The 11547-nt window shown below is 67.0% G+C and carries 12 protein-coding genes and 1 tRNA gene; 8 read left to right on the top strand and 5 right to left on the bottom strand.

What is annotated here, in order from left to right:
- Positions 1-77: transfer RNA gene (locus Q7O19_RS11725), tRNA-Arg, on the bottom strand.
- A 77-nt stretch (positions 78-154) separates the two neighbouring features.
- Between Q7O19_RS11725 and Q7O19_RS11720 the strand changes: the two genes are divergently transcribed.
- On the top strand, positions 155-700 hold the full coding sequence (locus tag Q7O19_RS11720; protein ID WP_303810697.1) for a hypothetical protein: 546 nt from the start codon (positions 155-157) through the stop codon (positions 698-700).
- Here the strand turns inward: Q7O19_RS11720 and Q7O19_RS11715 are convergent.
- A complete protein-coding gene (locus tag Q7O19_RS11715; RefSeq protein ID WP_303810696.1) occupies positions 694-1593 on the bottom strand; it encodes a P1 family peptidase in 900 nt (299 codons plus the stop codon). The genes Q7O19_RS11720 and Q7O19_RS11715 overlap by 7 nt on opposite strands.
- An 87-nt stretch (positions 1594-1680) precedes the next feature.
- Here Q7O19_RS11715 and Q7O19_RS11710 point away from each other — a divergent pair, with 87 nt between their 5' ends.
- The 4 genes from Q7O19_RS11710 to Q7O19_RS11695 are packed head-to-tail and all read left to right on the top strand — an operon-like array spanning position 1681 to position 5377.
- Positions 1681-2781 (top strand): type III polyketide synthase, encoded by a 1101-nt coding sequence (locus Q7O19_RS11710; RefSeq protein ID WP_303810695.1) that lies wholly within the window; start codon positions 1681-1683, stop codon positions 2779-2781.
- A complete protein-coding gene (locus Q7O19_RS11705; protein ID WP_369692469.1) occupies positions 2778-3506 on the top strand; it encodes a methyltransferase domain-containing protein in 729 nt (242 codons plus the stop codon). The genes Q7O19_RS11710 and Q7O19_RS11705 overlap by 4 nt, the downstream gene beginning before the upstream one ends.
- The gene (locus Q7O19_RS11700) at positions 3503-4585 is read left to right on the top strand and encodes an NAD(P)/FAD-dependent oxidoreductase (RefSeq protein ID WP_303810694.1); all 1083 of its coding nucleotides are present in this window, start codon (positions 3503-3505) and stop codon (positions 4583-4585) included. The genes Q7O19_RS11705 and Q7O19_RS11700 overlap by 4 nt, the downstream gene beginning before the upstream one ends.
- Positions 4586-4606: 21 nt before the next feature.
- On the top strand, positions 4607-5377 hold the full coding sequence (locus Q7O19_RS11695; RefSeq protein WP_303810693.1) for a bifunctional precorrin-2 dehydrogenase/sirohydrochlorin ferrochelatase: 771 nt from the start codon (positions 4607-4609) through the stop codon (positions 5375-5377).
- A gap of 184 nt (positions 5378-5561) precedes the next feature.
- Here Q7O19_RS11695 and Q7O19_RS11690 read toward each other — a convergent pair whose 3' ends face one another.
- From Q7O19_RS11690 to Q7O19_RS11680, 3 genes are all read right to left on the bottom strand, one after another.
- Positions 5562-6164 carry a twin-arginine translocation pathway signal protein gene (locus Q7O19_RS11690; protein ID WP_303810692.1) on the bottom strand — a complete coding sequence of 201 codons (603 nt, stop codon included), beginning with the start codon at positions 6162-6164 and terminating at the stop codon, positions 5562-5564.
- A gap of 82 nt (positions 6165-6246) precedes the next feature.
- Positions 6247-7362 (bottom strand): hypothetical protein, encoded by a 1116-nt coding sequence (locus tag Q7O19_RS11685; protein ID WP_303810691.1) that lies wholly within the window; start codon positions 7360-7362, stop codon positions 6247-6249.
- A gap of 46 nt (positions 7363-7408) precedes the next feature.
- Positions 7409-7807 (bottom strand): MerR family transcriptional regulator, encoded by a 399-nt coding sequence (locus tag Q7O19_RS11680; RefSeq protein WP_303810690.1) that lies wholly within the window; start codon positions 7805-7807, stop codon positions 7409-7411.
- A 68-nt stretch (positions 7808-7875) separates the two neighbouring features.
- Here Q7O19_RS11680 and Q7O19_RS11675 point away from each other — a divergent pair, with 68 nt between their 5' ends.
- From Q7O19_RS11675 to Q7O19_RS11665, 3 genes are read left to right on the top strand one after another with little or no spacing between them, the layout of a single operon-like run.
- Entirely contained in the window at positions 7876-8631 is a 756-nt protein-coding gene (locus tag Q7O19_RS11675; protein ID WP_303810689.1) for a MauE/DoxX family redox-associated membrane protein, read from the top strand.
- 8 nt (positions 8632-8639) lie between these two features.
- Positions 8640-10571 (top strand): multicopper oxidase domain-containing protein, encoded by a 1932-nt coding sequence (locus tag Q7O19_RS11670; RefSeq protein WP_303810688.1) that lies wholly within the window; start codon positions 8640-8642, stop codon positions 10569-10571.
- Positions 10571-11266, top strand: a complete 696-nt coding sequence (locus Q7O19_RS11665; RefSeq protein WP_022680353.1) for a copper resistance protein B — start codon at positions 10571-10573, stop codon at positions 11264-11266. Before Q7O19_RS11670 ends, Q7O19_RS11665 begins: the two co-directional genes overlap by 1 nt.
- Positions 11267-11547: the final 281 nt, after the last annotated feature.

Here is an 11547-nt window from a genome sequence, read left to right as displayed (position 1 = left end):
TGGTGCGCCCGGAACGATTCGAACGTCCGACCCTCAGATTCGTAGTCTGATGCTCTATCCAGCTGAGCTACGGGCGCACACCGTGCAGGCCGGGCTTGATAGCCATGCGCGCGGGGCATTGCAACCTCTTCCTTGCCGTTTTAGGCGATAAATCATGCACCGCATGGCCCAGCCTCTTGTTCTTGCCCTTTTGCTGGTCGGTTGCGCCGGCCGATCCAATGATTGGCCCAGCCTGAACCCGCGTCCCGGTGAAATCTCGCCGATGGTGCCGCGCAACGTGCCGGGTGTCGGCCGCTGCCCCAGGGCTGACGCCGACTGTGCCCCGCCGGCCGAAGCCGTGGCCCCGGCCGCGCCGGATATGCCGGCACTCACCCCACCGCCAACGCCGGCCGCTGCCGAAACCGAGATTGCCGCGCTTGAAGCGATTGTGGCGCAGGTGGAAGCCGCCGCTGCCCCAGCCCGCGCCGCCCGTGATGCCGCGCGCGCGATCGCTGCCGGCAGCGCCGCCGATTCGGCTGCGGCCTTGCAACGGGAAGCGACCGAATCCGCCCTGGGCGCCGCGCTGGCGCCACTGGCTGGCGCCGATTATCGCCGCGCGGCGCTGGCCGAAGCCTTGCGTGACGCGCCGGCTGCGGCGGTCACACTGGCGCCGCGCCTCGACGCCCTGGCCAACCGCATCGCGGCCTTGCAGGCTCAATAAAGCCCGACAGCCTGGCGCACGGCAGCGGCCACCAGATCGGCGGCCACCGTGCCGATTTCGATCAGTTGCACATCGTCCACGGGTGTCAGGCCGGGGGGCGCGGTGGAGATGGCGAAGAGGCAATCGCCATCGAACGGCGTGTGGATCGGGCGGACGGCCCGCGTCAGCCCGCCCTGCGCCATCATCGCCACTCGCAAGGCCTGGGCGCGGGTGAGCGGCGCATTGGTGGCGACCGCGCCGATGATCGTGTTGTCCCGCCCGAAGCGGCGATGTTTGGCCAGTTTGGGCATCTCCACCGGGCCGTCACCGGGCGGCGCATCGGCATAAATTTCACCGAAACTGTTGGCAGCGATCAGCGCGCCAACGATGTTGCCATCATCCAGCACGCGCGAGACGCTGCCTATGCCGCCGGCCCGGCTGCCGGCCCGCGCGCCGAACCCGGCACCGATGGGCCCGTGGCCGTCACTGCCCGGCTGGCCGGCCGCCGCAAAGGCCGCGCGCGTCAGCCGGCGATAGGGTGGGTCCATGCCCCAATCCTTGTCGCCGCCATTGGTGATATCGAACAGGATCGCGGCCGGCACGACCGGCACCGCGGGCAGGCCGTCGCCCATCGGCAGGCCGCGCCCGGCGGCGGAAAGCAGCAGCGCCAGCTCATCCCCGGCCGCCAGCCCGAACACCGAACCGCCGGCCAGCGCCAGCCCGTGGGCGCGCTCGACCAGGTTGATCGGGTTCAGCGCATCGGTTTCGCGCGTGCCAGGCCCGCCGCCGCGCACGTCCACGGCCATCACGGCGGGTTCGTGGGGCAAGATCAGGGTGACGCCGGTGCGCGCCACATCGCAATGGGCATGGCCGACGTATATGCCGGGAACCGCGCTGATGCCTGATGAGTTCATGGCGCATCCATCGGCCGCAGTGCGTGCTGTTGCAAGCCCTGCCCAACCGGCGCACTGTCGCCCTTCAACCAAAAAGGAATTTCCGCGATGCCTGCCCCTGCAATCGCGCACATCAACCGTATCGGCAGCGCGCTGCCGCCCAATGATGTGCACGAGGCGTTCGTGGATTTCGTTGGCGGCCTGATCAAGGATCGGCGCGACCAGTTGATCTTCAAGCGCCTGGTTGGCCGCAGCGCCATCGATCACCGCTGGAGCTTCTTCACGCCGGTGAAAGACCCGGACGGTTTCACCGCGGACGCCGAGGGTTTCTATCGTCCTGGCGCGTTCCCCTCCACCGCCAAGCGGATGGCGCGCTTTGCCGCCACCGCGCCGGGCCTCGCCGAACAGGCCATCGCCGGATTGGGCCTGTCTTCTGCCGAATTGAAAGGCATCACCCACTTGGTTGTTGCCAGTTGCACCGGCATGACAGCGCCGGGCATCGATCAGATATTGGTGCAGCGCCTTGGCCTCAATCCCGGCGTGGAGCGCACGCATGTGGGCTTCATGGGCTGCTATGCGGCAGTGAATTCGCTCAGGCTGGCGCATCATTTCGTCCGTTCCGATCCATCGGCGCGGGTGCTGGTGGTCAATCTGGAACTGTGCAGCCTGCATTTCCAGGAAACGGGCGAGCTGGAATCGTTGCTGGCCATGCTGCTGTTCGGCGATGGCTGTGCCGCCGCGCTGGTGACGGCTGATCCCACCGGCATCTCCCTCACCGATTTCCGCGCCGCCACGATTGCCGATTCCGCTGATGCCATCACTTGGGGTGTGGGCGATCAGGGGTTTGACATGGTGCTTTCGGGCCGCGTGCCGGCGATCCTGCAACGGGCGCTGGCCGGCCCTGCGGGCGTCGATCTGTTGCATGGCCGCAGCCCGGATGAATATGGTGTGTGGGCCGTGCACGGCGGCGGCCGCGCCATCTTGGATGCGGTGGAAACCGGGCTGGGCATCGGGCAGGGCGCCTTGAACTGGTCCCGCGAGGTGCTGCGCGAATGCGGCAACATGAGCAGCGCCACCATCATGTTCGTCCTGCAACGCATCATGGCCGGGATCGGCACCAGCGTACCCAGGGGCGTGCCGGGTTTTGCTGTGGCCTTCGGTCCGGGCCTGGCGGCGGAAAGCTTCCGGTTTGAAACGGTGGGTGCGTGAAATCCAGCGCCGTCCCTGCCGAATGGCCAAACGCGCGGCTGGATTTCTCCAAGCGCGCCGATCTGCCGGAGGTGATGGATGCCGACGGGCTTGATCCCGCCACCTATGCCGCCGTCATCGCCGATCTGGCACGGGTCAACACGATAACGCTGGCGCGCTGGCCCACCATCGCTTGGCTGCGCCGGCAATTGCCCAGCCGCGTCGGGTTCACCTTGCTTGATGTTGGCTTCGGCCATGGTGACATGCTGCGCGCCATCGCCCGCTGGCTGCAGGGGCGCAGGCTGCACGCCGAACTGGCCGGCATCGATCTCAACCCGCGTTCGGCGCCGGTCGCCGCCGCGGCCACCGATCCGGCGCTGGGCATCACCTACCACAGCGGCCGTGCCGAGGCGCTGGGCTGGCAGCCGGATTTCATCATCTCGTCGCTGGTTGCCCACCACATGCGCGATGACGAACTGGTGGCGTTCATCCAGTGGATGGAGCGCACAGCGCGCGTCGGCTGGCTGATCAACGATCTGCACCGGCACTGGCTGGCCTGGGCCGGCTTTCGCACCCTTGCCTTTGTCTTCCGCTGGCATCCGATCGTGGCCCACGATGGCGCGCTGTCCGTTCGCCGCGCTTTCACCCGCCCAGATTGGGAAGCCGCGCTGGCAGCGGCCGGCGTGCAGGCAGAAATCCGCTGGCATTTCCCCTTCCGCTGGACGTTGGAGTCATGCCCGAAATGACGGCGCCGCTGATCATCGGCGGCGGTCTGGCCGGCGCGGCGGCGGGCATCGATCTGGCCAGATCGGGCCAAGCGCCTTTGTTGCTGGAGCGCGAAACAGGCCCGCATGACAAGATCTGCGGCGAGTTTCTTAGTGGTGAAGCGGTGGCCGCGCTGGCCGGGTTGGGCGTGGACGCGCGCCGCCTGGGTGCTGTGCCCATCACCCGTGTCGAGATCAACGCCGGCCACCGCCAGGCCGCCGCTGCCTTGCCCTTCCCGGCGCTTAGCCTGTCGCGCCGGGTGCTGGACGAAGCCATGCTCGAACGCGCTGCCGCTGCCGGTGTCGCCGTGCAGCGCGGGGTAAGCGTGCGCGGCTTGGCAGATGGCGTGGCGCAGACGACGGCGGGGGACATCGCCGCGCCGGCCCTGCTGCTCGCCACCGGCAAGCATGATGTGCGGGGCCTGCCGCGCCCCGATGGGCCGGACGAGATCGGCTTAAAGATGTATTTCCGTGATGCGGCCCTGTCGCGCCGGCTAGTCGGTACCGTGGCCGTCACCTTCTTCGATGGCGGTTATGCCGGGCTGCAACCGGTGGAGGGTGGGCGGCTCAACCTGTGCCTGCTGGTCAATGGCGCGCATTACCGCGAGCTCGGCAACTGGCCCGCCCTGCTGGCGCGGTTGACCAGGGAGCCAGCCCTTGCTGCGCTGGCCGATGCCGAACCCTTGCTGCCGCGCCCGCTCGCCATCTCCCGCGTGCCCTACGGCCACCTCGCTGGGCCGAATGATGACGGCCTGTGGCGGCTGGGCGATCAGGCCGCCGTCATCCCCAGTTTCTGCGGCGACGGCATGGCCATCGCGCTTGAATCCGGGCGGCTGGCTGCCACCATGCTGGCGCAAGGGGCCACCGCGGCGGATTATCAACGCGTGCTGCTCACCCGCACCCGCCGCCCGGTGCGCCTCGCGATGGCGGCGCTCGCCGTTGCCCGGCACCCGCTGGGGCGTTTGGCGGCCATGGCTGGGCTCTCTGCCATCCCCGGCGGCCTTGCGCTGTTGGCGCGCCTCACCCGCGTCGCTGATCCGCACGCACTTGCATCGGCCTGAACCGCAGGGCACAGCCGCGCCATGCAGCAACTGCCGATCTTCGTGAACCTCGCCGGCCGCCAGGTCATCCTCGTTGGCGACGGTGAACCCGCGGAAGCCAAGGCCCGCCTCGTCCGCGCTGCCGGTGGCGAGTTGGTGGGCGAACATGCTGCCGAAGCCGTCCTTGCCTTTGTCGCAATCGAGGATGACGCTGAAGCCCTTGCTGCCGCCACCCGGCTGCGTGCCCGCGGCCTGCTGGTCAACGTGGTGGACAAGCCGGCGATGTCCGACTTTCTGATGGGCGCCATCATCGATCGCTCGCCCGTGATCGTTGCCATCTCCACCGCCGGCGCATCGGCCAGCCTTGCCCGCGCCTTGCGCACCCGCTTCGAAGCCCTGCTCCCTGCCAGCCTCGGCCCGTTGGCGCGCGCCATTCTCGCCGCCCGCGACGCGGTGGCCGCCCGCCACCCCACCCCCAATGATCGCCGCCGCCTCTGGGAACGTGCACTGGCGCAAGCGGGGCCACTTGATCCCTTCGCCGCACTGCCCGATGCGGACGCCGCTGTGTCGCGCGTGATCGAAGGCAGCTCCACTGCCACTCCTCAATTGCGGGAGATCGCGATCACCAGTGACGACCCCGGCGACCTCACCCTTAACCAGCTGAATGCCCTGGCCCGCTGCGACGCGCTGGTTGTGGTCGGCGCCGTCGTCCCCGCCATCATCGACCGCGCCCGCCGCGACGCGGCGCGACTGGACGCGGTGCCTGATCCGTTGCCGGCGGGGCTGACGGTGGTGCTGCGGGACGAAGCGTAAGAGGGCCTCCGGCGGGCAGGGACGCAGTCCCTGCACCCGTTCGATGATGGGCTGCCCAAGCCATAGGCGCGCACATCAGCGCTGCAGGCGAGATTGATTGCCTGCAGCGCTGGTTTGGTGTCTGAATCGCTTGCCAAAAACGAAAGTGGGTGCAGGGCCTCAGGCCCTGCCCGCCGGAGGCCTCTTACTCTTTCCCGCTACTCTTCGAAGCCGCCACCAGCGCATCCCAGGTCGCCCAATCGATGGCACGGCCGGGGTAGGCAACATTGGCGAATGGCCATTTGGCGCGCACCCAGGTCTGCACCAAGGCATAGAGTTCCGCATCGAAGCCGGCGTCATGTTCGGTCTTGGTCACCCATAGCCGCACCACGGCATCATAGCCGCCGACAGTGCTGGGCGAGATATAGACGCTGCCGCGCTCGCGGCGGCCATCCGGGGTGAGCACGCCATAGGCGAAGGATTCGCGTTTGCGGAAGCGGGCCGCTTCGTTCTCCATGTCGGCCATAGCATCGGCAGCGGTGAGGTTCTTGTGCGGCCAATCCGTGCTGCGGGTGAAGGTCCTTTGCAGATGATCGATGGACGACATGTAGGCTTCGTAATCGATCTTTACCAAAGCTGGGCCCAGCGGCACGAGTTTGAAGGTGGCCGTTTGGGCCGCGACGGGCACCGTGAAGCCGGCGGGCACAAGTTGTGCGGCCTGCGCAGGCTGGGTACTGGCGGCAAGGGGTGTGCACAGTGCGATCAGCGCCCCGATCACGGCTGCAGGGAAGCTCCTCAGGGCAGTCATGCTTGCTCCTCGATTACGCACATCGCCACAGAACAGCGGGTGTTGCGGATTGGCAAGTCGCCCCCGCGTCAGGCCTTGCTGATCAGGGCTGTGCAGCCAGTTGCGCGGCATAGAGTGCCACCCGGCCGCGAACCGGCGCTTCATCGCCCACATTGGCGGGCAGGCCAAGTGCCGGCAGCGTTTCCCGCGCCGCAACGCTGCCCTGTTCGGGGTGGAGCGAAATGGCGATAAGGATGGCGGTGCGCTGAGCGGCGGGAAGGCGGGATTTGAGCTCGGCAGCGACCAGCGTTGGCAGCTGGGATTGCTGCGGTTCAGTATCGTAAAGATCGGCTACGGCGGCGATCAGCAGCAGGTTGCGGGCGCGCTGGGTGAGATCGCGTTCGGCCGCGGCGGGCCAGTTTTCGATCTGGCGCTGCACCCGCGCCAGCGCGCTGGCCGTGGCGGGATCGGGCGGTGATATCGCGATGGGGGCGACATTAGCCGGACGCTCCAGCAATGCTGGCAGAGCGTAAATTGCCAGATCGGCGTGCGGCATCGGCGGGCCGGGCCGGTGCCAGACCAGCGCCGACAGGCCGATCCAAGCTGTGAACATGAGCGCATAGGGCCAGCGGCGCGGCCACAGGAAGGCGACCAGCAGCGTCGTCGCCGCCGTGCCGGCCAGTGCGAATAGCGCAGAGCTGGCCGCGCGGGTGCCGGTGCTGGTGAGCGCCGTCTGGATGGCCGTGCTGGCCCATTGGGCGGGCAGCAGGGTGAGCAGCCAGGCCGGCAGCATCGCAGCCGAAACCAGCATCGCTGTCTCTCCCGCGACCACGAACAGCGCCATCAGCCAGCCGTTTCGCCCCATGGCGCGTGCAAAGAGCGTGCCGCGCGCCGCAAAGCTAAGGCTGGCCACGATCACCGCCAACCCGGTGGAAAACGGGTGCGGCAGGGCGGGCATGCCCAGCGCTCGCGCGATCAGGATCAGGCCCACCCCGGCAAGCAGCGCCAGGCCCAGGCCGATCCACAGCCGTCCAGCCGCTGCCGCGGCGATCATGCCCATGCCCATCAGCCCCACCGCCAGGATCGGTCCCCCGATCAGCGCCAGCGGTGCCGGCGCCGGCGCATCGCGCAGCAGCAGCATGGCCGCAATAGGCAGCACGGCCCCGGCCAGCACCACGGTCAGCCAGGCCAAGGGGGGATTATGTGCAAGGGTTTTCATGGCCGGCACATTGGGCGACACACCGGGCCGTGTCGAGCCGGGGCCATCAATGGCAGGCCTTGCCGGTGAAAGTGGCTATGATCGGGCAAGGGCCAGCCTTGCCGCTGGTGCATTCGCTGAGCAGGCCGGCCAGCATGGCCTTGGCGGCGGCGAGCTCGGCCATTTCGGCATCGAGCGCGGCCAGCCGCGTGCGGGTGAGCGCCTGGACGCGGGCGCGGTCGTCGCTGGCATCCAGCGCCAGCAATTCGGCTATTTCCTTCAGGCTGAAACCGGCGCGCTGGGCGGCGCGAATGAAGCGCAGGCGCTGCACGTCGGTTTCGTCATAATGGCGCACGGCGCCGCTGCTGGCCGGAACCGCCATCAGGCCCTTGCGTTGATAGAAGCGCACGGTTTCGACGCCGACACCGGCGCTGGCCGCAAGGCGCGCGATAGTGAGATTGGCCATGGCTTGACTCTGTATCGTGGTACGGAGGGTATGACGCTTCGATCAGTGATTCGCCAAGGATGATTTCGATGGACGCACAACTTCCCCGTACGGCCCGGCTGGTGCGCATGGCCTTGCCCGATCATGTCTGCCCGTGGGGGCTCAGGGCGCGCCACTTGTTGCGCAGCAACGGCTTTTCCTTCGATGAGCAATTGCTGACCAGCCGCGAGGAGGTGGAGGCCTTCAAGGCCGCCAACGGCGTGAAGACCACGCCGCTGGTGTGGATCGCCGGCCAGCGCGTTGGCGGGCATGATGATCTGCGCCAATGGCTGGGGCTGAAAATGCATGACCCCAAGGCGATCAGCTATCGCCCGGTAATTGCGCTGTTCGGCATGGCAGCGGCGATGGCGCTGGCGGTCAGCATGGCGACGATGGGCACACCGTTCACGCTGCATGCGGCCGAATGGTTTGTCGGGATGGCGATGTGTCTGCTCGCCTTCCTGAAGCTGAAGGACATCGAGGGCTTTGTCACCGGCTTCATCGGCTATGATCTGCTGGCGCGGGCATGGTTGCCTTATGCCACTGTCTATGCCTGGGCCGAAGCCGCTTCAGGCGTGCTGATGCTGTCGGGCCAGCTGGTCGGTGTGGCGTCGGGCATCGCGCTGTTCATCGGCTCGATCGGTGCGGTGTCGGTGATCAAGGCGGTTTATATCGAGAAGCGCACGCTCACCTGCGCCTGCGTTGGCGGCGGCAGCAACGTGCCCTTGGGCTTTGTGTCGCTGCTGGAGAATGTGACGATGATCGCCATGGCCTTCTGGATGTTGGCGGTTCATGGAGCGGCATGATGTTGCGAATGTTCCTTCTTGCCCTCGGTCTGCTGCTGCCCACGCTGGCGCAGGCGGGCACCTATGATCTGGTGGTGGAGCGGGCAGCGATGCAGATCGTGCCCGGCCGCACCGACAGCGTGATCGCGATCAACGGCACCGTGCCCGGCCCAACTTTGCGCTTCAAGGAGGGCGAGGAAGCGGTGGTGCGCGTCACCAACAAGTTGAGCGCCACAACCTCCATCCACTGGCATGGGCTTCTGGTCGATGGTGCCTATGATGGTGCGCCGGGGTTCAACGGCTTTGCCGGCATCGCGCCGGGCGAGACCTACACCTATCGCATCCGCATCCGGCAGAGCGGCACCTATTGGTATCACGCCCACAGCGGGGGCCAGGAACAGGCCGGGCAATATGGCGCGCTGATTATTGCGCCCAAGGCCGAGGACCCGATCAAGTCTGACGTGGAGCATGTGATCCTGCTGTCGGACCACACGCGTGAAGATCCAGCCCGGGTGCAGAAAAATCTGAAAAGCGATTCCGGTTATTACAACTGGAACAAGCGCACGCTGCCCGAACTGATGCGCGACGCGAAGAAGTTCGGGATGAAGGCGACCATGGCCGAGCGCGCGGCGTGGGGCGACATGCGCATGGATGCGACCGACATTGCCGATGTCACCGGCTATGCGCTGCTGATGCAGGGCAGGCCAACCGCGGCGGAGCCGACTCTGGCCTTCCAGCCCGGTCAGCGCGTGCGACTGCGCTTCATCAATGGTTCGGCGATGAGCTTCATGGACATTCGTATCCCCGGCGTGCTGATGACCATCGTGGCCGCTGATGGCCGCCCGGTACAGCCGGTGACGGTGGATGAATTCCGCATGGGCGTCGCCGAAACCTATGACGTGATCGTGGAGCCACCGGCCGGCGCCCATGCCCTGTGGTTGGAAACACTCGACCGGCGCGCCAGTGTGCTCGGGCGGTTGACCAGTGATCCGGCGCTGACCGTGGCCGCACCGGCCGCTCGGCCGAAACAGGTGCTGCTGCTGGCCGAGATGGGCCATTCGATGCCAGCGCCGGGCGAGGCCTGCACGGCCGAACACGCCGCAATGGGCCATTGCCAGATTGCCGGTGTGACTCCGGCGGCGGCAGCGGCTGATCCCGATTGCCCGCCTGAGCATGCCGCCATGGGCCATTGTACCCCCAAGGCACCGGTTTTGGCGGCAGCGACTGACCCCGACTGTCCGCCCGAACATGCCGCAATGGGGCACTGCACGCCAAAGGCCTCGGGCCCGCATGTCGGCACGGCGGTGGCGCTGGCCGAGAAACCTGCCGACGGCACGCCCTTCCCGGTGGTCGACTACGGCTATGGCAAGGATCCGATGGCCGGGATGGACCACAGCAAGATGAAGGGCATGATGGCCATGCCGGTGCTGGGCAAGGAAGGCGATACCGATGGTTCGGGCCGCGTCTTTGGCTGGGCTACTGGCGCGCCCTACGGGGCGCGTGTGCTCTCCATGCGCGATCTGGTGGCTCTCTCGCCCAAGGAAGCTGCGCCGCCGACGCGGGAGATCATCGTGCGCCTCCAGGGCAACATGGAGCGTTACATCTGGACGTTGAACGGCCACAAGTTCGGCGAAGGCCCGCCTATCGACGTGAGGTTTGGCGAGCGCGTGCGCGTCACCTTCATCAACGAAACGATGATGGCCCACCCGATGCACCTGCACGGCATGTTCTTTGAAGTCGAAAACGGCCAGGCACCGGGCCTGATGCCGGAAAAGAACGTGATCGTGGTGGCACCGGGGCGCACCCAGTCGATCATCCTGACGGCGAACGAAGCCGGCGAATGGCCGCTGCACTGCCACCTGCTCTATCACATGAATTCGGGCATGATGGGCAAGCTGGTGGTAGCCAATGTGCTGGGCCCGGATGGCAAGGCGGCGCCAGCCGTGCAGCACGTCCATTGATGCGCGCCGTTCTGCTCGCCGCGCTGCTGGCGGCGCCCGCCTTGGCCAAGGATGGCCACGGCCACGGCGATGCCATCAACAACTACACGCTGGTCGAAGAGGCGGACATCACCCGCTTTGACGGCAAATGGGTCGCCAACTGGGAAGTGCAGGGCTGGATTGGCGGCGACGTGAACAAATTCTGGTGGCGCACCGAGGGCGAGACCAAGGGGCCGCGGCTGGAGCAGAGCGAGTTCCAGGCGCTCTACAGCCGCAACATCGCGATGTTCTTCGATGCGCAGGTTGGCTTGCGCCACGATATCCAGCCCGACGCCCGCAGCTATGCCGTGGTGGGCGTCCAGGGCCTGTCGCCCTTGTTCTTCGAAACCGAAGCGCATGCCTTCTTCGGTTTCAAGGGCGACGTGCTGCTGCGGCTGCGCCAGTCGTTCGATCTCAGGATGACCAACCGGCTGGTGGTGCAGCCCCTGTTTGAAACCGACATCTATCTGACGCGTGTGCCGGAGCGCTTGATCGCGCCGGGCCCGGCCATCATCGAGGCGGGCGTGCTGACCCGCTACGAAATCACCCGCCGCGTGGCGCCCTATGTTGCGGTGATGTTTGAGCGGCGCCTGGGCGAGTCAGCGCGGCTGGCGCAGGCCGCGGGCGAAAATCCCGGCGGCTGGTCGCTGCGAACGGGTGTGCGCTTCTGGTTGTGACGCCAATAATCGCCGGGGCTTCACATTTCGTGATCACCGGACTTGGTGCACAGGCTGCAATCGCCGCCGGAGAGCGGTACAGGGTCGCGTATTTGGCCCTAGCAAAGCAGGCGGGCTTCGGCGCAGGGTGAACGCATGAAGATGCCAGAACCCGACGCTGCTGTCATGGCCCGACAGGCCCAGATTGCCGCTGCCCTCGCCGCCATTGTGCCGGATGGGGTAATCGCCGATGCGGCAGGCGTCTCAGCCTATGGCAGCGACGGGTTGGTAATGTATCGGCA

Source organism: Sandarakinorhabdus limnophila DSM 17366, assembly GCF_945882885.1.
Taxonomy (GTDB): Bacteria; Pseudomonadota; Alphaproteobacteria; order Sphingomonadales; family Sphingomonadaceae; genus Sandarakinorhabdus; species Sandarakinorhabdus limnophila_A.
The sequence above is the reverse complement of the archived record's forward strand: the minus strand, read 5'-3'. Positions and strand labels throughout refer to the sequence as shown.

Bases quoted from the DNA above. Each gene is read 5' to 3' on its own strand.
- Q7O19_RS11695 (WP_303810693.1), top strand. From the start codon at position 4,607: ATGCAGCAACTGCCGATCTTCGTGAACCTCGCCGGCCGCCAGGTCATC.
- Q7O19_RS11715 (WP_303810696.1), bottom strand. From the start codon at position 1,593: ATGAACTCATCAGGCATCAGCGCGGTTCCCGGCATATACGTCGGCCAT.
- Q7O19_RS11710 (WP_303810695.1), top strand. From the start codon at position 1,681: ATGCCTGCCCCTGCAATCGCGCACATCAACCGTATCGGCAGCGCGCTG.
- Q7O19_RS11720 (WP_303810697.1), top strand. From the start codon at position 155: ATGCACCGCATGGCCCAGCCTCTTGTTCTTGCCCTTTTGCTGGTCGGT.
- Q7O19_RS11670 (WP_303810688.1), top strand. From the start codon at position 8,640: ATGTTCCTTCTTGCCCTCGGTCTGCTGCTGCCCACGCTGGCGCAGGCG.
- Q7O19_RS11665 (WP_022680353.1), top strand. From the start codon at position 10,571: ATGCGCGCCGTTCTGCTCGCCGCGCTGCTGGCGGCGCCCGCCTTGGCC.
- Q7O19_RS11680 (WP_303810690.1), bottom strand. From the start codon at position 7,807: ATGGCCAATCTCACTATCGCGCGCCTTGCGGCCAGCGCCGGTGTCGGC.
- Q7O19_RS11675 (WP_303810689.1), top strand. From the start codon at position 7,876: ATGGACGCACAACTTCCCCGTACGGCCCGGCTGGTGCGCATGGCCTTG.
- Q7O19_RS11700 (WP_303810694.1), top strand. From the start codon at position 3,503: ATGACGGCGCCGCTGATCATCGGCGGCGGTCTGGCCGGCGCGGCGGCG.
- Q7O19_RS11690 (WP_303810692.1), bottom strand. From the start codon at position 6,164: ATGACTGCCCTGAGGAGCTTCCCTGCAGCCGTGATCGGGGCGCTGATC.
- Q7O19_RS11685 (WP_303810691.1), bottom strand. From the start codon at position 7,362: ATGAAAACCCTTGCACATAATCCCCCCTTGGCCTGGCTGACCGTGGTG.